The organism is Salipaludibacillus sp. CUR1, assembly GCF_021028955.1.
Lineage (GTDB): Bacteria > Bacillota > Bacilli > Bacillales > Salisediminibacteriaceae > Salipaludibacillus.
The window spans coordinates 29459-54874 of sequence record NZ_JAIWPE010000064.1 but is presented as its reverse complement, the minus strand read 5'-3'; the positions used below and the strand labels follow the sequence as shown (position 1 = coordinate 54874).

19 protein-coding genes are annotated in these 25416 nt (G+C 42.2%); 1 reads left to right on the top strand and 18 read right to left on the bottom strand.

Annotation, left to right across the window (positions count from 1 at the left end; all coding sequences use genetic code 11):
• Positions 1-19: 19 nt before the first annotated feature.
• The 10 genes from ytaF to K8O68_RS13160 all read right to left on the bottom strand — a co-directional run bounded on the left by ytaF (position 20) and on the right by K8O68_RS13160 (position 12828).
• Positions 20-652, bottom strand: a complete 633-nt coding sequence (gene ytaF, locus K8O68_RS13205; protein WP_230897344.1) for a sporulation membrane protein YtaF — start codon at positions 650-652, stop codon at positions 20-22.
• Between the two features lie 84 nt (positions 653-736).
• The gene (gene mutM / locus K8O68_RS13200) at positions 737-1564 is read right to left on the bottom strand and encodes a DNA-formamidopyrimidine glycosylase (RefSeq protein WP_230897343.1); all 828 of its coding nucleotides are present in this window, start codon (positions 1562-1564) and stop codon (positions 737-739) included.
• A 35-nt stretch (positions 1565-1599) separates the two neighbouring features.
• Positions 1600-4242 (bottom strand): DNA polymerase I, encoded by a 2643-nt coding sequence (polA, locus tag K8O68_RS13195; RefSeq protein WP_230897342.1) that lies wholly within the window; start codon positions 4240-4242, stop codon positions 1600-1602.
• 576 nt (positions 4243-4818) lie between these two features.
• Complete coding sequence (pnpS, locus tag K8O68_RS13190) at positions 4819-6591, bottom strand: two-component system histidine kinase PnpS (RefSeq protein ID WP_230897341.1); 1773 nt, start codon at positions 6589-6591, stop codon at positions 4819-4821.
• The gene (locus K8O68_RS13185; protein ID WP_230897503.1) at positions 6584-7300 is read right to left on the bottom strand and encodes a response regulator transcription factor; all 717 of its coding nucleotides are present in this window, start codon (positions 7298-7300) and stop codon (positions 6584-6586) included. The genes pnpS and K8O68_RS13185 overlap by 8 nt, the downstream gene beginning before the upstream one ends.
• Before the next feature lie 554 nt (positions 7301-7854).
• On the bottom strand, positions 7855-8334 hold the full coding sequence (locus K8O68_RS13180; RefSeq protein WP_230897340.1) for a MaoC/PaaZ C-terminal domain-containing protein: 480 nt from the start codon (positions 8332-8334) through the stop codon (positions 7855-7857).
• Positions 8335-8436: 102 nt separating this feature from the next.
• Positions 8437-9375 carry a malate dehydrogenase gene (mdh, locus tag K8O68_RS13175; protein WP_230897339.1) on the bottom strand — a complete coding sequence of 313 codons (939 nt, stop codon included), beginning with the start codon at positions 9373-9375 and terminating at the stop codon, positions 8437-8439.
• A 65-nt stretch (positions 9376-9440) separates the two neighbouring features.
• Positions 9441-10706 carry an NADP-dependent isocitrate dehydrogenase gene (icd, locus tag K8O68_RS13170; RefSeq protein WP_230897338.1) on the bottom strand — a complete coding sequence of 422 codons (1266 nt, stop codon included), beginning with the start codon at positions 10704-10706 and terminating at the stop codon, positions 9441-9443.
• Positions 10707-10860: 154 nt separating this feature from the next.
• Positions 10861-11976 carry a citrate synthase gene (gene citZ / locus K8O68_RS13165; RefSeq protein ID WP_230897337.1) on the bottom strand — a complete coding sequence of 372 codons (1116 nt, stop codon included), beginning with the start codon at positions 11974-11976 and terminating at the stop codon, positions 10861-10863.
• A 381-nt stretch (positions 11977-12357) separates the two neighbouring features.
• Positions 12358-12828, bottom strand: coding sequence for a DUF441 domain-containing protein (locus K8O68_RS13160; protein ID WP_230897336.1), 471 nt, complete (start codon positions 12826-12828; stop codon positions 12358-12360).
• A 151-nt stretch (positions 12829-12979) separates the two neighbouring features.
• Here K8O68_RS13160 and ytvI point away from each other — a divergent pair, with 151 nt between their 5' ends.
• Positions 12980-14089, top strand: a complete 1110-nt coding sequence (ytvI, locus tag K8O68_RS13155; protein WP_230897335.1) for a sporulation integral membrane protein YtvI — start codon at positions 12980-12982, stop codon at positions 14087-14089.
• 122 nt (positions 14090-14211) lie between these two features.
• Here ytvI and K8O68_RS13150 read toward each other — a convergent pair whose 3' ends face one another.
• From K8O68_RS13150 to dnaE, 8 genes are all read right to left on the bottom strand, one after another.
• On the bottom strand, positions 14212-14625 hold the full coding sequence (locus tag K8O68_RS13150; RefSeq protein WP_230897334.1) for an FxsA family protein: 414 nt from the start codon (positions 14623-14625) through the stop codon (positions 14212-14214).
• A gap of 140 nt (positions 14626-14765) precedes the next feature.
• Positions 14766-16520, bottom strand: coding sequence for a pyruvate kinase (pyk, locus tag K8O68_RS13145; RefSeq protein ID WP_230897333.1), 1755 nt, complete (start codon positions 16518-16520; stop codon positions 14766-14768).
• 135 nt (positions 16521-16655) lie between these two features.
• Complete coding sequence (gene pfkA, locus K8O68_RS13140; RefSeq protein WP_230897332.1) at positions 16656-17615, bottom strand: 6-phosphofructokinase; 960 nt, start codon at positions 17613-17615, stop codon at positions 16656-16658.
• A gap of 130 nt (positions 17616-17745) precedes the next feature.
• Positions 17746-18723 (bottom strand): acetyl-CoA carboxylase carboxyl transferase subunit alpha, encoded by a 978-nt coding sequence (gene accA, locus K8O68_RS13135; RefSeq protein ID WP_230897331.1) that lies wholly within the window; start codon positions 18721-18723, stop codon positions 17746-17748.
• Positions 18724-18728: 5 nt separating this feature from the next.
• Positions 18729-19598 (bottom strand): acetyl-CoA carboxylase, carboxyltransferase subunit beta, encoded by an 870-nt coding sequence (gene accD / locus K8O68_RS13130; RefSeq protein ID WP_230897330.1) that lies wholly within the window; start codon positions 19596-19598, stop codon positions 18729-18731.
• 168 nt (positions 19599-19766) lie between these two features.
• Positions 19767-20432: a FadR/GntR family transcriptional regulator gene (locus tag K8O68_RS13125; RefSeq protein ID WP_230897329.1), complete on the bottom strand. Its 666-nt coding sequence runs from the start codon at positions 20430-20432 to the stop codon at positions 19767-19769.
• Positions 20433-20542: 110 nt separating this feature from the next.
• Positions 20543-21784 carry an NADP-dependent malic enzyme gene (gene ystJ / locus K8O68_RS13120; protein WP_370640529.1) on the bottom strand — a complete coding sequence of 414 codons (1242 nt, stop codon included), beginning with the start codon at positions 21782-21784 and terminating at the stop codon, positions 20543-20545.
• Positions 21785-21867: 83 nt separating this feature from the next.
• The gene (gene dnaE / locus K8O68_RS13115) at positions 21868-25260 is read right to left on the bottom strand and encodes a DNA polymerase III subunit alpha (protein ID WP_230897327.1); all 3393 of its coding nucleotides are present in this window, start codon (positions 25258-25260) and stop codon (positions 21868-21870) included.
• Positions 25261-25416: the final 156 nt, after the last annotated feature.

The window sequence follows — 25416 nt, the reverse complement described above, 5'->3', positions numbered from 1 at the left end:
AAATGGCCTCCTTTAAGGATTAAATTTGCCAGAGTCCGATCAAAATAAGTAAAATACCAGGCAAAAATGAGAGCCGGTTCAGCTTCTCAGACTGTGATAAACGTTCGCCGCTTATCTTTCCTAATGTTAAAAACATCCCGCATGAAAGAGCGACGCTGATTGCTAAAAACCAGGGGGAGACCCCAAGTAAAGCAGCACCCATGCCTGCCCCGAAAGCGTCCAGTGACAAAGCTGCCCCTAAAAGAAATGCTTCAGGACCGGTTATTGAACCGGAATCGTCCAAATCAGCTTCCATCGGTTTTTTCAGCACGTTGATGACAATCCCCAGCCTTTTCAGCTCGAAATTCATCAGCATTCCCTCTTTTATTCTCTGTTTCTTCGGGGATTGTTTAAAAGCCTGATACAAAGCATATAAACCAATCAATATTAACAGAACGCCTCCCAGGGTTTCTGCAAATTCCGGAGACAGGAAGGACGCGATCCCTCCTCCAATCCACATTGCTAATAAAACCGCCCCGCCGGAACACAGCATAATAAATAATATTGATAAAAAAGGCATCCTCATTTTTCTTAGACCATATGTGACTCCGACTCCAAAACTGTCTAAGCTGACAGCAAAAGCCAGCAAGAATAATGATAGGGATCCGGTCATTTTGGATGAACTCCTTCCTCATATTGCTAAGTTATTATATGGCAGGAGCCCATCCAAAGTACGTTGGTTCTTAAAATTATTCTTTTATTTCACCTGGCAACGGGGACACGTATGGGTCCCTCTGCCGCCTACTACTGTGCGGATAATGCTTTCCCCGCAGGTGCGGCACGGCTCACCTTTCCTCCCGTATATGACTAATTTCTGCTGGAACATTCCCATCTCGCCTTGACCGTTGACATATGACTTGATCGATGAACCGCCAGCCTCCACAGCCTCGCTTAACGTCCGTTTTATACTGCGGTGGAGTCTTTCAATCTCAGCGGAGGTTAATAAACCGGCCTGTTTCTCAGGATGCACACCCGCTTCGAATAATGCTTCATCGACGTATATATTTCCTAACCCCGCAATAACAGCCTGGTCGAGTAAAGCCGTTTTTACTGCACGGGTAGTCTTACTTAAACGTTTATGCAGCACTTCAGCCGTAAAAGACGCTTCTAAAGGTTCAGGACCGAGAGCTGATAAAGGCCGATTGTCTTTTTCTGTGCCTGCAGGAAAAAGGTGCATCGTACCGAATTTACGGACATCTGTATACCTTAGTTCTTTCCCGCTTTTTAAAAGAAACCTGACGTGGGTATGGGGAGACACTTCCTCATCAGCATTAAATATTCCATACCGGCCTTCCATGCGAAGGTGCGATACAAGAGCGTAGTCGTCTAAATAAATAATGAGGAATTTCCCTCTTCTGTTTATGGACCTGAACGTCTGCCCTTCAAGGAAGGATGAAAACTGCTGAACATCGTCTGGTACTTTAACCATTTTAGGCCAAGTGACGGTCACCTTTTCAATTGTTTCATCCGTTATCAACTCGCCTAACGTTCTTTTTACTGTTTCTACTTCCGGCAGTTCCGGCATACTTGATCACCTGCTTACCTTTAACTTCTTATAACTTACTTTGCGTCGTACCATGTTTTTCCGAATGATACATCCGCTTCAAGCGGAACCTCAAGATTAACAGCATTCGCCATCACTTCCGGCACCGCTTTTTTCATTTTATCTAATTCATTTTCGGGTACTTCAAAAATCAGTTCATCGTGCACCTGCAGAAGGAGCCTCGACTCCATCTTCTCTTCTTCCAGAAATTCAGCCATCTCTACCATTGCTTTTTTGATAATATCAGCTGCACTTCCCTGGATTGGTGTATTCATAGCTGTTCTTTCCCCGAAAGTCCTCTGATTAAAATTTTTGCTTGTCAATTCAGGCAAATAACGTCTTCTGTTCAGGAGAGTCGTCACAAACCCTTTTTCTCTTGCATCTTCGATAATACCATCCATATAGTTTTTAACGCCCTGATAGCTGTCCAGATATCTTTCAATAAAGATTTTGGCTTCTTTACGGCTGATTCCTAAACTTTGAGATAATCCGTAATCACTGATGCCGTAAACTATTCCGAAATTCACAGCCTTAGCTGTTCTTCTCATATCGGCTGTGACCTCACTTTTTTCCACACCGAAAACATCCATCGCCGTTTTTGTATGAACATCCATTCCCTCATTGAAGGCCTGGATTAAATTGTTATCCTGTGAGATATGAGCCAGCACGCGTAACTCAATCTGTGAGTAATCTGCTGCCAGGATATAAGAATTTTCATTTTCAGGTATAAAGGCGTGCCTGATTTTACGGCCCTCTTCCAGACGGATAGGAATGTTTTGCAAGTTAGGTTCAGTTGAACTTAAACGGCCAGTTTGAGTAATGGCCTGGTTAAAAATGGTATGGATCTTCCCTGTCTTCTTGTGAATGACTTTCAATAGGCCCTCTATATAAGTCGAGTTAAGCTTCCCTAACTGCCGGTAATGCAGAATGTGAGGAATGATTTCATGGGAATCCTTCAGCTTTTCAAGTACATCAGCTGAAGTTGAATAACCTGTTTTTGTTTTCTTGATCACAGGTAAATTCAGTTTCTCAAACAAAACGTCTCCCAATTGTTTAGGAGAATTGATATTAAAGGAAGTCCCGGCAAGCTCGTGAATTTGCTTTTCCATCTCCTCCAGCCGGACTACAATAGTTTCTCCCATTTTTTCCAGCTCTTCTTTATCAACCGCCACACCGCACATTTCCATCCTGCCTAAGATCACTGACAATGGCATTTCCAAATTAACAAAAAGTTCAAGCTGGCTGTTTTCTTCCAGTTCACCTTCCAGCTCATCTTTAAGATCCAATACAGCTGCTGCTTTACGGCCAAGGTGCTGAGCCAATTCCTCTTCTGACGGCACCTGGCGTTTTTTTCCTTTTCCATAGACAGCTTCATCTTTTCTGACTTTTAAGCTTTGCTTCCTTATGGCGATATCAGCCATTTCGTGCGAACCTGCGGAAGGATCAATCAAGTAGGAGGCAATTTGGACATCAAAAGAGATGCCGTCGAGCATAATATCCTGCCAGCCGAGAGCGACAACGGCACGTTTAGCATTAAATATATATTTTTTCCTGTTCTCATCTGCGGCCCATTTTTTAAAAACATGACTTTCTAAAGCTGTTGCCGTAGGAATATAATAGTTCCCTGTTTTATTGGAAATTGACACACCGGTTATTTCCGCATTATGATAATTTTCAGCAAGCACTTCGATCACTACAGCAGAAGGGGACAAAAGTATATCTTCTGTCACTTCTGTCACTGTCTGGATTTCCAGGGCTTCTATCTCTTCCTGTTCTTCCGCGTCATCTGCTCCAATTCTGTCCATTAAAGAAGCGAACTCCAGCTCTTTGAACAGATCAGTCAGTTTATCATAGAGGGGATCCCCCATTTTCAAATCATCGAATGCTACATCAACCGGCGCTTCACGAAAAATTTCCGCCAGTTTTTTGCTCATAAAAGCCTGGTCTTTATTCTCCTCGAGTCTTTCCTTTAATTTTTTCCCTGACACTTCTTCCAACGCCTCATATACTCCGTCTACTGTTCCGTACTGCTTGAGCAGTTTTAAGGCCGTTTTTTCGCCGACACCCGGTACGCCTGGTATATTATCAGAACTGTCCCCCATCAGACCCTTCATATCGATAATTTGCTCCGGCTTAATTCCGTATTTCTCGTCCACCATGTTCAAGTCATATGTATCGACATTTGTAATTCCTTTTTTAGTCAGCGCCACGTGAACTTTATCAGTAACAAGCTGGAGTAAATCTTTATCGCCCGTATATATTTTTATGTCCCAATCCTTGTTTTCCTGTTGGGCACGAGTTGAAAGAGTTCCAATAATGTCATCCGCTTCATAGTTCTCTACTTCAAAATAGCGAATGTTAAAAGCTTTCAGCAAATCCCTCATAACCGGGAGCTGCTCCGCAAGCTCCGGAGGTGTTTTTTCGCGTTTCCCTTTATATTCTTTATACGTTTCATGTCTAAAAGTGGTTTTACCTGCATCAAAAGCTACAAGCATATGAGAGGGTTTTTCATCTTCTAAAATTTTCATAATCATAGTCGTAAAACCGTACACGGCATTTGTATAGACCCCTTTTTCATTATTCAAAAGAGGAAGTGCAAAAAATGCGCGATATGCAATACTGTTTCCGTCTACCAGGACGAGTTTCTTCACATCCAACACCTCGATTTATTTATGATACCGTCATTTTATCACGAATCAATAAGAATTAGAAAAAACGGCTACCTCCAGGTCTTGGCGGCAGTCGTTTACTTTTGACTTTTAGACCTTTATTAAGGGTCACTCTGCTAAAATTTATAGTTATGCTCCCTGCATCATCTCCCTTTGCTTCCGGGGCAGGCCGTCCTGTCAGCAAAAACAGGGGGCACATCAGCGGAAGAGGGGAGCTAGCGGTGAAATTTGAGTTCTACCGGCGGGAATTTAGGTTCTATCAGCGAAATTCGAGTTCTATCAGCGAAAATCCAATTCTATCGGCGACTTCGCCCTTTCCATCGTTTCCTCAAATAAAAAAGAACGAAAGCTCAAGGGGAAACTTTCGTTCTTCCGAAGGAACCTTCGGACGTGGAACCATGTATGGTTCCACATATAAAAACAGTTCACACTGTTAATATACCGGTTAATTATTAACGCCTTATAAAGGAATTGTAAATTATTCGTTAAGAAGCACGGCGTCTGATTTAAACCGGGCCCCTTCTGCGAAAAGCCTGAAGGCTATTGAGCAGTGTCACTCAAAAAAGTTCAGACTGTTTTTCGTTCTTTATAAAACATAAGCCGGAAAACAGTTCCTTTCCCAGGTTCACTCTCAACCGTCACTTTAGCATGGTGAGCTTCCGCCAGGTGTTTTACAATAGCCAGGCCTAATCCGGTTCCCCCTGAATTTCTGCTTCTTGCCCTGTCCACGCGGTAAAAGCGTTCAAAGATCCGCGGTACTTCTTTCTTGTTTATTCCTATCCCTGTATCCTCTACTTCTACAAGAACCGTTTCAGCTTGTTCTTTAACCCTCACCGTTATAGTCCCTTCTTCGGGAGTATAAACAATGGCGTTGTTTATTAGATTAATTAGTATTTGTTTGAGTCTGTGAGGGTCCCCCTCAATGGTTGAAGAACCTGATATTTTTTTGTCCAGTTTCATTTTTTTTGCGGATGCTTTTTCATCCAGAATAAGGAAAACCTCATCTGCCAGCGCCTCAATATTTACCTGTTCCCAGTTAAGCTGGAACTTGGAGCCTTCAATTCTGGACAGCTCCAGAAGGTCATTTATAAGTCCTTCGAGACGTGAGGATTCTTTCGAAATAATAGTTAAAAACCGTCTTCTTAACTGGTCATCCTCCATTGCACCGTCAAGGAGGGTTTCAGTAAACCCTTTTAGCGATGTCACAGGGGTCTTAAGTTCATGAGACACATTGGCTACAAAATCTTTCCTGGCCTGCTCCAGCTTTTTAAGTTCCGTTATGTCATGGAAAACAACGACTATTCCTTTTAACTTTTCATCAGTACCAATGATTGGCGCCCCATGAACGTCCACATGTCTTCTGTAGATGCCTATTGACAGTTTCAGCTGGGTGCGGGTCCTTTTTTCTGTAAGAAAAATTTCCTGAATAAATTTAATTATTTGTTTATGCTTGATCGCTTTATAATAGAGCTGGTTTTTCCAATTGTCTGTATCCTCATCAAATATTTCCTTGCATGAACGATTGACGAGGGTAATATCCCCTTTGGAGTTAATCAGAATGAGCCCGCTCCCCATGTTTTCGATAAGGGTTTCAAGCCGCTCCTGCTGAATTTCATAAGTTTTGGTTACTTGATCCAGATTTTCAGCCAGGACATTTATTGATCTGTTCAGTTCACCTGTTTCCAGGTCAGCCCCTTCAAACGTTCTCGCAGAAAAGTTGCCTTTTGCCAGTTCGTTTGCGACCCTTCTTGCATCTTCAACCGGCCTTACCATCTGATTAGTAAGTTTGGTTGTCAGCATAAGAATAACTAAGAATGCAATAAAAAACGACACGAAAATGAGTGTCCATATATTCTGGTAAACGGAGTTCAGTTCATCCATTTCCAAGCCTAAACGAAGAAACCCTTCTATCTCATCATCTAATTCTAATGGAGACGCAAAATATAACAAATCTTCTTCCACCGTTTGACTGTACCTGACTTCCCGTCCGGTTTCCCCGCTGATAGCCGACTGTATTTCAGGCCTGTTAAGATGGTTATCCATTAAGGCAGGATCCTCATGAGACTCCCCTATTACTTCCCCGTCATACGTGATAACAGTTATCCTGACATCAAGCCTGTCTGACATCTCACCGATAATTTCCTGCAAGTAAGCTTGATCACTGACAGTCACTTCCTGTAAATGGTAAGAAATTAAAGCGGCTTCCTTTTCCACCCTGTCATACATACGGTCATGATAAAACTCTTTAAAGAAAGGGCCCAGTACAGCACCGAGTGCGCCCAAAACAACAAGTATGATTAATGATAGTGGAAAGATTAATCTGAAGCGGTAACTATTCATGAGTTACCGGGGTCTCCAGTTTGTACCCCAGTCCACGGATTGTTTTAATATAAACGGGCTTTTTGGTATTCGGCTCAATCTTTTCTCTCAGATGGCTGATATGCACATCTACAATTCTTGTATCTCCTACAAATTCGTAATTCCAGACAGCGTTAAGCAACTGATCCCGGGTCAATACTCTGCCTTTGTTATTTGTTAAATATACCAGCAGCTCAAACTCTTTAGGAGTCAGTTCCAAAGCTTCACCGCGTAAAAACACTTCATAATTTTCCGGAAAAACCTCTACATCTCCAATAGTAACTTTAGTTGTTTTCCTCTCAGCCTCCGGTCTTTCAGCAGGTTTGTGAGAGCGTCTTAAAATAGCCCTTACTCTTGCCACTACTTCTCTCGGACTAAAAGGTTTAGTTAAGTAGTCATCTGCTCCCAGTTCTAAACCAAGCACCTTATCAAACTCATCATCTTTTGCAGTAAGCATAAGAATAGGAGTTAATATTTTATTTTGGCGGAGTGCTTTGCAGACTTCCAGGCCGTCCATTTCAGGCAGCATAAGGTCTAATATAATAAGGTCAAATTCTTCTTTCATTGCTTTTTCCAAAGCCTGCTTACCATCCATGGCTTCAGTTACTTTAAACCCGCCTTGCTCCAAATTAAATTGCAGCAACGTTAAGATAGATTCTTCGTCATCTACAATTAGTATTTTCTGCATTATTTTCCTCCTGGACTGCTTTGACCCCCTGAAATCTTCAAAGCTTTTTATTTGTGACTGTTTTTATTTATCATACTATATTTCATTTTTTTTCACAAAGCGCTATTCCGCCTGAGTGCCGGTAAGAACAGTGTATCGATTGATCATTCCTTGACGTCTGACTGTGCCATTTTTTAACTTTAAGAAGGGCAGAAAGAGGCTGGGACAAAACTAAAAACATGTTTGTAAAAGACGAACAATAATTATTATGAGACATTTTTCAAAAGGTGGGTTACTTTTAGTTTTACCTATTATTAAATAGCCTCTGATTTTTTTAATTGAAGGACAGAAGGCGGTGACGCCACAGGGATTAAGCGCAGTCTGAAGATCCAATTCAACGAAGCTCCAGGCTGAGTTGAATTTAGCTGAAGACAAGCCCCTGGGCAAGCGTCCGCCTGGCGGACTAAAATAACTCCTTTTCTCAAAAAGAACAGCCGAACAAAATTCAAAAATTTTGTTCGGCTTTCTTTATGATAACTATTCTTTTGTCCCTACCTCTAAGGAACTGGGCAATAGAATCAGAAATTTTCAAACGTGCCTGTATCGTGTGTAACCGGCTTCCATGGATAAGGAGGGCAAACGGTCAGAGACCCTTTCACCACGGTGTCGTCATACTCATCACGACCGTGAACAGAGATAGAAACCCGGTGTTCTTTTTGTTCTATTTTTTCCAGAGTTAATTTTAATTTCAACGTTCCGTAATGGTACAAAGGCTTCGGAAAGGACAGGTTCTGGTCTAAAATAACACTTCCAGGGCCAGGTAAGTGCATAGAGACTGCTGAAGAGATATACCCGTTTAACATTATGTGAGGAACAATCGGCTTCTGGAAAGGTGTTCGCGATGCGTAATCGTGCTGGATATAGACCGGATTAGCATCATTTGTAAAGCCGAGGTAGAGAAGGATGTCTTTATCTTCAACTTTTTTCTCAGAATTGTATTCGTCTCCTGGTTTCAGCTGGCTGATTGTACGGCCTATTTTTCTTTTTTTAGTAAACATATCTCTTCACCTCTCTGATAAATCAATTGTAGAAAGCGTTTACATAATGGTTAAAAAATAGGGAGAAACCCTCCTGTACAAGGGCTTCTCCTGATATTCCGGTTACTTTACTAATTTCATAACCTCTTTTACTGATTCAGCCGATTTATTAAGGGCTTCTTTTTCTTCCTCATTAAGATCCAGTTCGAAGATTTTTTCAATTCCGTTTCCGCCTAATATAGTCGGAACGCCAAGGTAGATATCTTCATAACCGTACTCTCCCTCAAGGTAAGCTATTGAAGGCAGGATGCGCTTCTTGTCCTTCAAAATAGCTTCCATCATTTTGACCAGAGAGGCTGCCGGAGCGTAATAGGCACTTCCCGTTCCAAGGAGGTTAACGATTTCGCCTCCTCCTTTGCGAGTTCGTTCCACAATAGCGGCTAATCTTTCTTCAGAAATTAATTTCTGAAGTGGAATGCCGCCTGCAAAACTGTAGCGGAGCATCGGCACCATGTCATCGCCATGGCCGCCTAGAACAAATCCGGTCACATCTTCAACAGATATATTTAATTCTTCGGCTACAAACGTATTAAACCTGGCTGTATCTAACACACCTGACTGTCCGATCACCCGGTTTTTAGGGAAACCGGATTCTTGAAATACCGAATACGTCATTGCATCTACAGGGTTTGTAAGTACCAGAATGAAGCAATCAGGCGAATATTTAACAATTTCTTTAGTCACACTCTTCATAATTCCTGCATTAGTACTTACAAGGTCATCACGGCTCATTCCCGGTTTTCTTGGAATACCTGCGGTAATCACCACAATATCTGATTCAGCTGTATCCCTATAATCGGACGTTCCCGTTATTTTGGAATCAAAGCCTTGGACAGGGCTTGCCTCAAGCATGTCCAGAGCTTTTCCTTTAGTAGGATCTTCCATTTTAGGAATATCGACCAGCACGACATCCCCAAGTTCTTTCTGAGCCGCCATTAATGCAGTTGTTGTACCGGTAAATCCCCCGCCGACCACACTGATTTTTCTTCGTTTAATAGCCATTTATATCGCACCCCTCCGTAAGATATGAATAAACGTATTCGTGTTTCTGGTGTATGTGCCAGTTATTAAAGGTTATTGATGAGCGCGTCCCCAAATTCAGAACATTTTACTTCTGTAGCCCCATCCATCAGCCTGGCAAAGTCATAAGTTACTGTCTTGCCTCCAATGGTTTTGTCCATTGAATTTTCTATCCTATCAGCCGCTTCTCCCCAGCCTAGGTGACGGAGCATAAGCACTCCTGAAAGAAGGACAGATGAAGGGTTTACTTTATCCTGGCCTGCATATTTAGGAGCTGTTCCATGGGTAGCTTCAAAAATAGCGTGTCCGGAAGCATAGTTGATGTTAGCACCAGGGGCGATACCGATCCCGCCTACTTGAGCTGCAAGAGCATCGGAAACGTAATCCCCGTTCAAGTTCATCGTAGCCACTACATCGAACTCTTTTGGACGGGTAAGAATCTGCTGAAGGAAAATATCAGCAATAGAGTCTTTAATAATAATTTTTCCTTCCGCTTCTGCTTTTGATTGCGCTTCGTTTGCTGCTTCTTTACCTTTTTCTTCTACGATACGATCGTATTCAGCCCAGGTAAATACTTTATCGCCGAATTCTTTTTCAGCTAATTCATAACCCCAGTTCTTAAAAGCACCTTCTGTAAATTTCATAATGTTCCCTTTATGAACGAGAGTGACACTCTTCCGCCCTTCATCAAGTGCATATTGAATAGCCGCTCTTACAAGGCGGTGAGTTCCTTCTTCGGAAACAGGTTTAATACCAATACCGGATGTTTCAGGGAAACGGATTTTTGTAGCGCCCATTTCGTCCTGCAAGAAGTTAATCAGCTTTTTAACATCCTCTGTACCTTTCTGGTATTCAATTCCTGCATAAATGTCTTCTGAATTTTCACGGAAAATAACCATGTCTGTATCCTGTGGGCGTTTAACAGGTGATGGCACTCCTTCAAACCAGCGGACAGGACGAAGGCATGTATAAAGGTCAAGTTCCTGGCGTAAAGCCACGTTTAATGAACGGAAACCGCCGCCAATTGGTGTTGTCAAAGGACCTTTTATAGCGATAATATATTCCCGAATCGTATCAAGTGTCTCTTCAGGTAGCCACTCTCCAGTTTTATCATGAGCTTTTTCCCCTGCCAGTACTTCTTTCCAGTGAATTTTTTTCTCTCCATTATAAGCTTTATCCACGGCAGCCTCAATTACCCTGGAAGCGGCTTTCCAGATATCCGGGCCGATTCCGTCACCTTCAATATAAGGAATCACCGGTTCGTTTGGTACATCTAATACACCGTTATTTACTGTAATTTTTTGACCTGACATAAAAAAATACCTCCTCAGAATTGTATGTAATTTAGTAGTGCTGACAGAGTAATAAATGGCCTGTCAGTCTCAGCCGGTTTTGAGCCGGCCTCTCTTAAAAAAAGAGTATTTTTAAGAGAGGAGAATATCTCCTCCCTTTACTCTCTCATAAAATTTATCTTTTTTCCAATGGTACCCATTCTTGGTGATCCGGTCCCGTATACTCAGCACGCGGTCTAATGAGACGGTTGTTTTCAAACTGTTCAAGAATATGGGCAATCCAGCCGGAAATACGGCTCACCGCAAAAATAGGCGTAAATATATCATGCTCAATCCCCAGACTGTGGTAAACAGAAGCAGAATAAAAATCAACGTTTGGAAGAAGTCCTTTTTCATTTGTAACAATCTCATCGATTTTCACACTCATATCATACCATTTCGATTCGCCTGTCACTTCTGTTAATTGCCTGGACATTTCTTTGAGGTGTTTTGCCCTCGGATCCCCATCTTTGTACACGCGGTGTCCAAAGCCCATAATTTTTACTTTTCTTGCTAAAGCATCTTTAATATAGGATTCCGCTTTATCAACCTCTCCTATTTCTGAAAGCATGCCCATAACCCGCTCATTTGCCCCTCCGTGAAGAGGGCCTTTCAACGCCCCTATCGCAGCTGTGACACCTGAATACATGTCGGATAACGTAGCCACACATACCCTGGCAGTAAAAGTTGACGCATTCAATTCATGGTCGGCGTGCAAAACGAGGGCTTTGTTAAAAGCTTTTTCAGAAGTTTCGTCAGGCTCTTCTCCATTTAACATATAAAGAAAATTTGCAGCGAAACTTAATTCTTCCTTTGGTGCTACCGGGTCTTTTCCATTACGGATACGGGAAAAAGCCGTCACCAGAGTAGGCAGTTGAGCCTGAAGCTTTAAAGCTTTCCTGCGGTTAGCTTCTTCATCCTGCTCATCAGCTTCCTCATCAAAAAGAGCCAGATTGGAAACGGCTGTTCTAAGTGCAGCCATAGGGTGCACTTTGTCTATCGGATACGTTCTCATTTGATCCAAAACAGCATCAGGAACTTTAGCAGCCGCGGCCAGCTCTTTCCTAAAAGTATTAAGCTCTTCTTTTGCAGGAAGCTTGTTATTCCAAAGGAGATATATAACTTCCTCAAAACTCGCGTGGTCGGCGAGATCATCAATATCGTATCCATGATAAGTTAAAACCCCATCAATTATGGAACTGACACTTGATGTTGTCGCAACCACACCTTCTAAACCTTTAGTTGTACTCATGCTACCTCTCCTTTACCAAAAAATTGGGCTTTCTAAATGGATCAGCCCGGATACCAAGGTCTTTCTGAAGTGCGGTAACCGCTTAGAAACTGAATGAGCCATCACTCGAATAACCATTCCTTGTCAATTTATTTTCCTGAAATACCTTCTTATAAACTTGCTCTCTGTTTAACAAACGAGACCATTATAGTTTAAGAGAAAGCGGTTACGAAAAAAACCTTACTCATCAAGACTATGCAGGTTTCTCTATGTAGTTGGTATCATTCGTTTATCATTATACCATTTTTCACATTTTTGTGAACTTAAAATTTTTAAAACAAATCAAGATTCAGAGTTATCCTATAATTTAAACTAATCAGAATATTATCCCGTGTGGAAAATTCATCCTCCGATGGAGGATAAAAGTTCCGCTGCTCTCATAGCCATGTAAGCTATACCTGCGCCAATTAACGGCCCAACTGCGACTCCGTTAAATACGGCTACGGCAAGAATTGTTCCAAAAACGAGTGCAACAGTGATGTGCGGATCATTCTGTAATAATTCTATCCCGTTTGCTGCTATCACTGCTACAAAAATACCAGATGCAAGAGCAATCCAGGCATAGGAAGATTTTAAAGCCTCCTGAAGATCCTTAAAACCTATTTCTCCTGTCACAATCGGAACCAGGACAGCAATTGTAATAATAGTCACTCCGATTTGAATGCCTTTTTGCTGGGCAAAAGGCAGTATTTTATCCCCTAATCCACCCCACTTGACAACAAGCAGAAATATCACCGCAATCAGCAATGACTGGTTTTTAGCGAATATTCCTACCGCTAAAAGGATAAGCATAAAAATCGTAGAATTTGCCATTTGTTTTCTCCCTCTCTCTATGAATCCATACCTGTGTTATTTTAACACAATGGCTTTTCCCCTCAAATCCTCCAGCCTCAAAGCCCCTTCATAAATAAAGGGGACATGCATACATTCTTATAAGAATTGAAAACGGCAGGTGATTAAAGGTATGAACAACGATATTTCTCTTAAAGTCTGGAAACGCCTCTTTTTACTGTTAATACTGTTTACATTATTTATTATACTGGCCTATATATCTGTTGTTTATTTTTATCCCTTTATTTTAGCTGTACTGTTTTCCTTTATGTTTTTACCGTTTGTGAATTATTTGGAAAATCGTTGGCGCTGGAACCGCTCCGCAGCTACTTTTACTGTGATCAGCATGTTTATTCTTTTACTGATGACTTTAATTACTTTCCTGGTTGCAGAACTCATTCACGGATTGTCTTACCTGACGACGGTTTTACCGGGATATGTGGAAGAAATTATTCACACTTTTCATGGGTGGATTAATCAATATGTTTTTCCCTTAATATCTGAAATCACCCGATTCACCTCAAAACTTGGGAACGAGTCTGCAGTGGCTGTTGACCAGTCATTTGAACAGCTGTTAACTGAGGCAGGGAATCAGGTTGGAACTATTCTTCAGCTGATTCTTAACCAGCTTCGGGATATTCTCGTCGCTTTCCCCCACGCACTGACTATGATTCTTTTTTCGTTACTTGCCTCCTTTTTTATAACGAAAGACTGGCCAAAACTGGTCATGGGAATAACTAACCATGTCCCTCAGCATGTTATCCACTTTATAGTCAGAATCAAAGAAGAATGGAAATCGGCGCTTGGGAATTATCTTATGGCACAATTGACTTTGGTGGTAATAACAGGGGTTATTGTATTTGCCGGACTTCTCATATTGAAGGTAGACTACGCATTCACGGCCGCTCTCCTTATTGCTGCAGTTGATATTTTGCCTTATGCCGGAACAGGTCTGGTGTTCCTTCCTTGGATTATATATTCATTTCTTAATGAAGTGTGGCATATGACCATTGGCCTGTCTGTGCTATATGGAGTGGTGGTCCTTCAAAGGCAGATTTCCGAACCTAAAATAGTCTCCCATCATATGGGGGTGCCGGCTCTTGTCATGCTGTTCACCATTTTCGCATGCTATCAGATATTCGGTTTCGGCGGCGTTTTAATAGGACCATTTATTTTAATTTTTATCCAATCATTAAACAGAGCGAATATCGCAGGAGAAATTAAAACTTTTATTGAGAAATAAATGGACTGGTAGCCTCTCGGCAATGATCTGCACTACAGGCATAGAAATCGTCAATGAATAGAATCTGATTAAAAAAAGAGAATGTCACAAAAGCAGACTTTGTGACATTCTCAAGATATCCTTTATGGTTTTCTGTTCCACCGGTTATTTGACACATACACGAAGCTGCCGGATTGAACAGCTTTTTTGAAAATTTTCTGCAGGAAACCTTTAAATACAGCCCTTGTCTGGGGAATTAACAGAAAGAAGCCCAAGGCGTCTGTAATAAAACCAGGCGTCAGCAAAACCACTCCGCCGACTAAAATACAAATACCGTCCAAAAGAACTCCGCTTGGGACTTGTCCCTGCGAAGCTTGCAACTGAGCAGTCCTGATGGCATTTAATCCTTCTTTTTTTGCAAGGGCTGCACCGAGGACACCTGTAAGAATAATCAGTAATATGGTTATCGGAATACCTATCGTATTACCAGATAGTATTAACACACCTATTTCCATTGCAGGAACAACAATTAATAAAAGTAAGAAAAGTTTTCCCATTTTCATTCTTCCTCTCGTTAAGCTCTTTGAATCGTACGCTCTCGCGCGCTCCGCTGAAATCCCGCCCCTATAAACATTTCTAAAGCTTAACTCTTATTTAAAAAGAGAAGGGAGAGTATCCCTTCTCTTTCTGTACCTTATTATAAAATACTTGCTTGTCCTTTGTAAATCTTTCCGTGCTGGCTGTCTACTGTAATTTCATCGCCGTCACTGAATATAGATGTTGCATTCTCAACACCTACTATAACAGGGATGCCAAGGTTAAGGCCTACTACCGCTGCGTGGGATGTTAAACCGCCCTGCTCAGTGATGACCGCTGAAGCTTTTTCAAAGGCGTCCATCATGTCACGGTCAGTATTTGTGATGACAATAATATCCCCTTCTTTTGTCTTAGATAGAGCCTCATCTCCTGTTTTAGCCACTACCACATTTCCTTTAGCAGATTTACGGCCGATCCCCTGGCCTTTAGCTGCTACTTCGCCGATCACATGCACTTTCATTAAGTTTGTCGTGCCTTTCTCTCCAACAGGTACACCAGCCGTAATAACAACAAGGTCACCATTTTTTACGAGGCCTGTTTTAAGGGATTCATCCACTGACAATTGAAGCATTTCATCGGTAGATTCGACTGTAGGACCAACTTGAGAATGAACGCCCCATACAAGTGCCAACGAACGGGAGACACGTTCATTGCTTGTAACGGCTACAATCTTGGATTCCGGGCGGTATTTAGAAATCATTCTAGCTGTATGCCCGCTTTCAGTAGATGTTAAAATAGCTGCAGCACGCAGGTTTTGCGCTGTATGGGTAACTGACTGGCTGATTGCGTTAGTTACCGTATGTTCGCTCTCTTTAGAACGTTTACGCAATATATCCTCATATTTTAAAGCAGTTTCAGTTTTAAGAGCAATGTTATTCATTGTTTGAACAGACTCTACAGGATATGTTCCTGCTGCTGTTTCACCAGAAAGCATGATCGCATCAGTACCGTCAAAAATCGCGTTTGCCACGTCACTGGCTTCCGCACGGGTAGGGCGCGGATTGCGCTGCATAGAATCAAGCATCTGAGTCGCAGTAATGACCGGTTTAGCCAGCTTGTTGCATTTTTTAATTAGCACTTTTTGGACAAGAGGTACGTCCTCTGCTGGAATTTCCACTCCCAAGTCTCCTCGGGCTACCATTAAACCATCAGAAACTTCCAAAATCTCATCAATATTGTCGACACCTTCCTGGTTTTCGATTTTAGGGATAATTTGAATATGCCCCGCATCATGCTTTTCTAGCAGTTCGCGAATTTCCAATACATCTGAAGCCCGGCGTACAAAAGAGGCAGCAATGAAATCCACATCCTGTTCAATACCGAAAATAATATCATTCGCATCTTTTTCTGTAATACCCGGCAGGTTAACACTGACATTTGGTACGTTAACGCCTTTTTTATTTTTCAGTACCCCACTGTTCACTACTTCAGTGATAAGTTCGTTTTCTTTAATTTCTGTTACTTTCAGCTCAATTAAACCGTCATCTAAAAGAAGGAAAGAACCGACGTGAACGTCATTAATTAAGCCAGGATAAGTAACTGAAATAACATCTTTATTTCCTGTAACTTCTGTCATAGAGACTCGTACCGTGCTGCCCTGTTCCAGCTCTGCTTCTCCGCCTTCAAGTGTCTGCGTACGGATTTCCGGACCTTTAGTATCCAGTAGAAGAGCAACGTTTTCTCCTGTTTCTTTAGCTGCTTCACGAATAGTTTCAATTCGCGCTCCGTGCTCTTCATAATCGCCATGTGAAAAGTTAAGGCGGGCCACATTCATACCGGCTTTAATAATATCCGTTAATTTGTCCTTCGATTCACTTGCTGGGCCTATCGTACATACAATTTTGGTTTTTCTCATTACTTTATCCTCCTCTTATTTTACGGTCCTAATTTGATTCACTTCTCTTTTTCCCACACGAAAACCAGGACAAACTAGTTGTCCCAGCCAACGCTTAAATTCTAGAGAGAAAACTCTCTATGGGAGCATTAATTACTATATTGATAATTCCTTGGAAAGTTTGTACATTTTCTCATCAAGAAAATGTTCCTTTGCTAAGGCATCTTCAAACTTGTGTGCTACAAGTTCATTGTTCTCAATCCCTACCATTTTTCCGGCATCGCCGTCAAGAAGAAGTTCAATGGACAAAGCACCAAGCCGGCTTGCGAGTACCCGATCCTGTGCGGTTGGACTGCCTCCCCGCTGAATATGGCCCAACACAGTTACACGTGTTTCCAGATCCGTCTTCTGCTGAATTTCTTTACCTATTTCAACACCGGAGCCGGCCCCTTCTGCAACTACAATGATGCTGTGTTTCTTTCCTCTATCGTGTCCTCGTTTCAGACGTTTTATAATAACATCCATATCCTCATCGACTTCAGGAACCATAATTGTTTCTGCTCCGTCAGCGAGTCCTGCCCAAAGAGCGAGGTCCCCTGCATCACGCCCCATGACTTCAATGACATACGTCCGCTCATGGGAGGTTGCTGTATCGCGGATTTTATCGATTGCCTCAATCACTGTATTCAGTGCTGTATCGAAACCTATCGTGTAGTCAGTCCCTGCAATATCATTGTCAATTGTTCCAGGGATCCCAATGGCTGGAATACCTTGTTCAGCCAGTTTCTGGGCTCCTTTGAAAGAACCGTCTCCGCCAATGACTACAAGCCCTTCAATCCCAAACTTTTTTAACTGGTCTACACCTTTCTGTTGACCTTCCGGTGTCTTAAATTCTTCACAGCGTGCAGTATAAAGTATAGTTCCGCCGCGATGGATAATATCGCCTACAGAACCCAGTTCAAGTTTTTTAATATCACCGCTGATTAACCCGGCATACCCTTGATAAATACCGTAAACTTCCACGCCATGGAAAATCGCTTTTCTAACAACAGCACGTATGGCTGCATTCATCCCCGGTGAGTCACCACCGCTTGTTAATACACCAATTCGTTTCATAGTCTTATTCACCTCTGGTTTCAGCATCTGTTATTTAATATGTGTTTAAAATAACACTTTCATTTATTAAACACAATAGAGATCAGACTTCATACAAAAAGGCTTTCCCTAATCAGAGAAAGCTTATGTCTTATTCCGCAGGCATGACACCGTTTACATGGTCAAATTCGCCAATATTATTAAATTTTTCGTAACGTTTGTTCACAAGTTCGCCAGAGTCATATTTTGACATCTCCAGCAGCGCCGTTTTTAAGGTTTGCCGGATATATCCAGCTTGAGTATCGACATTACGATGGGCGCCGCCGCGAATTTCAGGAATAACATCATCTATAAGGTTAAGCTCTTTTAAATCAGGTGCGGTAATTTTCATCGTTTCAGCTGCACGTTTTGCCTGGCCTGAGTCTTTCCACAGCAAAGCAGCAGCCCCCTCAGGAGAAATGACAGAGTAAGTGGAATTTTCAAGCATATAAATTCTGTCTCCCACGCCAAGTGCCAAGGCTCCGCCACTGCCTCCTTCACCTATTACAATACATATAATAGGAGTTTTTAATCCTGCCATAGAAATCAGGTTTTTGGCGATCGCTTCACTTTGTCCTCTTTCTTCAGCCGACTGACCAGGATAAGCTCCTTTTGTATCAATGAAGCAAATAACAGGCCTTTTAAATTTTTCTGCCTGTTTCATTAGTCTTAAAGCTTTACGGTAGCCTTCAGGGTGCGGCATTCCGAAATTTCTTCTTAAATTTTCTTTCGTGCCTTTTCCGCGCTGATGGCCAATAACTGTTACGGGCTCCCCTTCAAATTTGGCGATCCCTCCCACAATGGCTTCATCATCTCCGTAAAAGCGGTCACCATGAAGTTCCATGAAATTTGTGAAAATTCTTTCTATATAATCCATTGTAGTAGGCCTTTGACTGTGGCGGGCAATTTGCACTCGCTCCCAGCCGCCCATATTGCCGTAAATATCTTCTTCCAGCTGTTCGAGTCTGGTCTCCAGCTTTTCAATTTCACCTGACAGATCAATTTCTTTTTCCAGCGTAAAAGTTTTCAACTCCGAGATTTTATTTCTAAGTTCTATAATTGGTTTTTCAAAAGGCAATTGTTCAGCCATCTCTCTCAGTCCTCCTTTATACCCGTGTGAGCCGGCCTGTGAATATCTATGATGTTTTGCAGCGTTTTTTTCATTTCTTTACGGGCCACCACCTGATCGAGCTGGCCATGTTTCAGCAGAAATTCAGCAGTCTGAAAGTCATCAGGAAGCTTTTGGCGGATTGTCTGCTCAATAATTCTCCTTCCAGCAAACCCTATTAACGCTTGAGGCTCTGCTAAATTAATATCCCCAAGTGAGGCAAAGCTGGCAGACACCCCTCCTGTCGTAGGGTGCGTCATTACACTTATAAATAATAATCCTTCTTCGTGGAGGCGGTTTAATGCGGTACTTGTTTTAGCCATCTGCATGAGGCTGAAAACTCCTTCCTGCATCCTCGCGCCGCCTGAAGCAGCAAACATAATAAACGGCTTTCTCTCATCAACCGCCCGCTGAATCGCCCGGGACATTTTTTCGCCTACAACGGAGCCCATACTTCCCATTCGAAATCTGGGGTCCATCACACCTATGACTACTCCCATTCCTTCAATTGTTCCTTTACCCGTTATGATGGCTTCATTCAGACCTGTCTTTTCCCTGTCCTTTGCTGATTTATCGGCATACTCGGGAAACTGAAGAGGATCTTTTGAAATCATCTCAGCATCAAATTCTTCAAAACTCCCTTCATCGAGAGTTATTGCTATTCTTTCAGAAGAAGTCACTCTGTGGTGATAGCCGCACTGATCACACACCATCTGGTTTTTTCTTAATTCCTTTATATACATAATGGATTTACATTGGGGACATTTAGTCATTAATCCTTCCGGTACTTCCTGTTTCGCTTGTTCAGAAGGAATAGTTGCATATTTTTTTTTCTTAGAAAATAAATCTCTTATCACACTTTCACCTCATTTTAAAAACGTCCATGCGGACCTCTGCCGGCCGCATCATCTACCTAACTAATTTTTCCAGAAATTTGTTTCATCATACATTTTCCCATTAATGAATTCAAGGTCATCTGCCGGAATCAGTCCAGTAAATTAAACAAAAAAAGCCTAACGTAATTCTTAAAAACGGCTGTTTTCCAAATGATGTTTTAAAGAGGAGACTGCTTTTTCTTCCTCTCCGGCGAGCAAGGCTTCGTATATAGTCTCATGCTCTTTAATAGAAAAACCGGTTCTTCCTTCTCTGGCAAGCGAGTCCTTTAAAGCAATCTTAGCGTATTCGACCAACGGGCGCCATATATTATAAAGCAGTATATTTTGACTGGACTGGACTAACGTTTTATGAAAGAGATAATCTTCTTCTACTGGTATTTCTCCTTCTGACCACTTATCTCTCGCTTCATGAATAAGCATCTGCAGCTTGTCCAGCTGGTCCTTTTCCGCTCTTTGACATCCTAATCTGACTGCTTCTATTTCAATGATTCTCCGGGTTTCTGTCACATCCTGTCTTGCTTTCTCATCTTTAAGGAAGAAACTGGCAAGAATCTCAGCAAGCCGGTGGCTGCCCGCCTCCTGAATAAAGGTCCCTTCCCCTTTCCGCGTCTCTATCAGATCAAGCAGTTCAAGAGCCCGTAACGCTTCCCGTACAGATGACCTCCCTACCTGGAGACGCTCAGCCAGCTCCCTTTCTGATGGAAGTTTGTCTCCGGCCTTAAGTTGGTCATGGCTCATGATTTGATTGATTTCTTTTAGAATATTCAGATAAACCTTTCCAGCTTCACTCTTCATATTTTCTCCCTGTCCCTCCCCCCTTGTAAACGCATTCTAATGAGCAGGAAGGGTTCTCTTTAAAAAATAAGAGAACCCTGTTATGGCATATGCGCAGAGCAGGCAGGCTATTAGTCGTCCCCGTCAATGATTGTCAGCTCTTTTGTCTTCTTTTCTACGTCGTCCGGGTTGACCTGTCGTCTGGCTACACCAGTTTCCATAGCAGCTTTTGCTACATGTTTAGCAACAGCTGGTGCTACTCGGGGGTCGAAAGGTGCCGGAATAACGTAATCTGAGTTAAGTTCATTTTCGCCGACAAGGTTAGCAATTGCTTTTACAGCCGCTACCTTCATTTCTTCATTAATATGTGTGGCATAGACATCAAGAGCGCCCCTGAAAATACCCGGGAATGCCAGTACATTATTAACCTGGTTAGGGAAATCTGATCTTCCTGTCCCTATTACGCTGGCCCCTGCTTCTTTTGCATCTTCCGGCATAATTTCAGGAACCGGGTTAGCCATAGCAAATATAATAGGTGCCTCGTTCATAGACTCCACCATTGGCTTGGTAAGAGCTCCTTCGACGGACACTCCAACAAATACATCTGTGCCTTTAATAACTTCTTCAAGAGGGCCCTCAAGTTTTTCTGAATTAGTAACCTGTGCTAATTCGTGTTTTAGATTATTCATCCCGTAAGGCCGGCCTTCATAGATGGCCCCTTTAGAATCGCATAAAATAAAATGTTTGCATCCCATACTCTTTAATAATTTAATGATTGCTATACCGGCAGCTCCCGCACCATTGACCACTACTTTAATTTCTGCCAGTGACTTACCGGACAGTTTTAAGGCATTCAGCAGGCCGGCAGCTGTCACAATGGCTGTGCCGTGCTGATCGTCATGAAATACTGGGATATTCATCTCTTTTTTTAACCGTTGCTCAATCTCAAAACACTTAGGAGCTGCAATATCTTCCAGATTAATCCCGCCGAAAGTAGGCTCCATTAATTTTACAGTGTTAACAATGGTATCCACATCATTCGTGTTCAGGCAGATTGGAAAAGCGTCTACACCTGCAAATGACTTGAATAAGACAGCTTTGCCTTCCATGACAGGCATAGCCGCTTCAGGTCCTATATTCCCTAAACCGAGAACGGCAGTACCGTCAGAAATAACTCCGACCATATTTCCTTTAACCGTATAATCATAGACGGTTTGCGGATCCTCAAATATTTCCTTACATGGTTCTGCAACTCCTGGTGAATAAGCTAACGACAAGTCATCTGCATTGCGGACAGGTACTTTTGCTTTCGTTTCAATTTTCCCCTTTTTCACCCTATGCATATGTAATGCTTCTTCTCTTAGTGTCGTCACAAACCCCATCTCCCTTTTTCCCGATAATTTAGTGGTCTGACCACCCCTTAAACAACTAACATTATACCAAATTATCCTGTTGGTTACACCCTTGGTTTTTTAAGATAAACATTACTGCTTCCAAGAAGCCCTTTAAGTTTAAGGGTAAAGGCCTCATCATCTCTTACATTCCACATTTCTGACAATCTGATCGCTTTGTCACTTGATTCATATTTCAGAACGACCGGGACCTCTCCTGGCGTATCCTGAAGCACTTCTTTTAACTCTTTAAGGATTCCTTGTTTCTCCTGAACTTTTGATATATATAAATACAGCACCGGCTTGTCCTGCTCCTGCTTTTTCCTTTTCAGGTCTTCAAGGATGATACATTTATCTAATATCAGTTTCCAGTCCCCTTTATGTTCCTGCATCCGCCCTTCTGCAAAAATCATTTCTTCTTTTTGAAGTTTTGTCTTAAAAGAACGGTAGATGTTTGGGAAAACTGTCACTTCCATTTCCCCTGAATCATCGGACAAACGCAAAAAAGCCATTTGTTCTTTCTTTTTTGTCTGTATAACTCTAATATCTTCAATAAAACCTGCTACTCTTACAGGCTGGTAAGCGTCATTAATTTCCTTTGCATCAAAAATTCTTATGCGCCCATATTCCGACAGCCATTTTGCCTCTTCTCCAACTGGATGCCCTGAAGCATAAAACCCAAGCACCTCTTTCTCATAACGGAGCCGGTCTTTTACAGACAGAGGAGACACCTTAGTATAAACAGGGGAGCTTGCTTCTTCAAAAAATAACGGCTGTTGCCCGTCTGCCTGTTTCTCTCTCTCTTTCTCCCCATATGCAAGCGCATCGTCAAGAGATGCCATCAGCACAGCCCTGTCCACTTTAAAATCATCCAGTGTGCCGGAAAATATTAGAGATTCAAGGGCTCTGCGCGGCAGTAACCTTCCCGGTAACCTTGCACATAAATCGAATAAACTTTCAAAATAGCCATTCTCTCTTTCTTCAATAAGTTTTTTCACTGTCGGCAAACCGACATTTTTTAAAGCTGCAAGGCCAATCCATATGGCTCCGTCCTTTGTATGGAAAAGGTCAAGACTGTGAACAATAGATGGTCTGTTTACCGTGATACCTTTTCGTTTTGCTTCAGCTATATAATCAGCAAGTTTCTCCTGATGGTGAATGAACATGTCCATTAATCCGTTTAAAAACTCCAAAGGATAGTTGGCTTTTAAATAGGCGAGCTGGTATGAAATCATACTGTACGCCACAGCGTGACTGCGGTTGAAGCCGTAATCTGCAAAACGGACGATTAAGTTATAAACTTCTTCAGCCTCTGAATAAGAATATCCTTTTTTCACAGATCCATTTACAAACTGGGCTCTTGTTTCTTCCAGTACTTCCCTCTTCTTTTTACCGACTGCTCTTCTTAATACATCAGCTTCGCCCAGTGAAAAGCCGGCCATTTTAGATGCAATCTGCATAATTTGTTCCTGGTAAATAAGTACACCGTAGGTTGGTTCTAATATCTCTTTTAAATCCGGATGAGGGAATGTGACATCTGCTTGACCATGTTTTCGTTCAATGTAAGAAGGGATATTTTCCATTGGACCTGGCCTGTATAGAGCATTGACAGCGACGATATCTTCAAAGTGGCTGGGTTTTAACCTGCGCAGCACACTTTTCATCCCTGAAGATTCAAGCTGAAAAATTCCGCTCGTATCTCCTTGGCCTAATAAATCGAACGTTTTTTTATCATCAGGGGGAAAGCCGCTAATACTTATTCTTTTACCCGTATGCTGATAAATGAGATTTAATATGCGGCCAATAAAACTTAAATTTCTGAGGCCGAGAAAGTCCATCTTTAAAAGACCGATATCTTCCAGGTCCCCCATAGGATACTGGGTTAAAAAAAGACCTTCATGCCCTTTTTGAAGAGGCACGACATCTGTCAACGGTTCTTTACTAATTACTACTCCGGCCGCATGCACGGAAGTATGACGCGGCAGCCCTTCTATATGGCCTGCGATTTTAAACAGTTCAATCAGCTCGTCATCGGCCATTACCAGATCTTTTAACCCGGTGTTTTCTTTTACAGCTTCCCTGAGCTTAGACCGGCCTGTAATTAACTTAGCCACCTTGTCAATTTTAGAAGGCTCTATGCCTAACACTCTTCCTGCGTCTCTTATGGCTGCTTTTGCTGCAAGAGTGCCAAAAGTGACAATTTGAGCTACATGATTCTTCCCGTACTTGTCTGCTACATAGTGAATCACTTCATCTCTCTGCTGGTCTGAGAAGTCAATATCAATATCGGGCATTGAAACACGTTCAGGGTTAAGGAACCGCTCAAACAGCAACCCGTATTTCACAGGATCAACGTTAGTTATCTTTAATGCATAGGCGACTAATGACCCTGCGGCAGACCCCCTGCCGGGACCTGTCAGTATACCCTTTTCATGAGCATAATTCATAAAGTCAGCTACGATAAGAAAGTAATCTTCATATTTCATATTGGAAATAACGTTCAGCTCAAATTTAAGCCTTTCCCATACAAAGCTGTCAGGTGAGCTGTATCTCTCCCGAATCCCTTTGACGCAGAGGGACTGAAGCAGATCTCTGGCGCTTTGTCCTTCCGGGACAGGGAAGTGGGGCAGCACGGGTGTGCCAAGCTGTATCTCAACATTGCAGCGTTCTGCAATTCGCCCTGATTCTTCTATTGCCCCCTGCCATGATGGTAAAGCCTGCTGCATTTCATCCTTGTCTTTTAAATAGTATTCCTCAGAAGAGATATACTCTGGAAGTTCAGAAAGAGATTCTCCAAGCCTTATGGCATGCAAGGTCCGGTGGGCATCTACCTGTTCCTTTTTTATAAAATGCACATGGTTGCTTGCTACTGCCGGAGCCTGATTTTCGAGCAGCCAGTCACGAATAGCCAGCAGACGTTCTCTTTCCTGCCTCCTCCAGTGGTTCTGAATTTCAATATAAACATTTTCCTCCCCTGCCAGCCGCCGGAACATAGTCAGCAGTTTATCAGCTTCTGTTTTCATTCCTTGTTCAACTAAATGCTGAATTTCGCCATTTTCAAAAGGGCTGATTACAATCACACCTTCAAGGTCACTTTCAAGTTCTTCAAAGGTAATGTAAGGTACGGTTGTTTTTTCTTTCGTTTGCGCTTTACTCGTTAATTTTAACAACGCACGGTAACCCTTATTATTCCGGGCAATAAACAGGAGACGGTGCGGAGCAGTTTCTCTCGCTTCCAAAAGTTCTTTCGCTGCCCCGAGTTCAACACCGATCAGCGGTTTAATTCCGTTTTCAAGGCATTCTTTATAAAAAGGAATGACGCCATGCATCGCATCAATATCGGTTAACGCCATCGCCTTATAATCCATTTTTGCTGCTTCTCTTACTAAAGCCGGAATTTTCGCTGCACTTTGGAGAAGGCTGTATTCACTATGTACATGAAGATGAACGAAAGCCATCAGGTGTCCTCCTTCTATCAGCACCACTGCAGATTTTGCAGGATATGCGTTTTCACATTAAACCTTATAAAAAATTCATTTAACTTACATTATATACAAACATACGTTTGTTTTATATGAAATTATTTTGTCATACTTGTCTTTGCCAGTCCATAC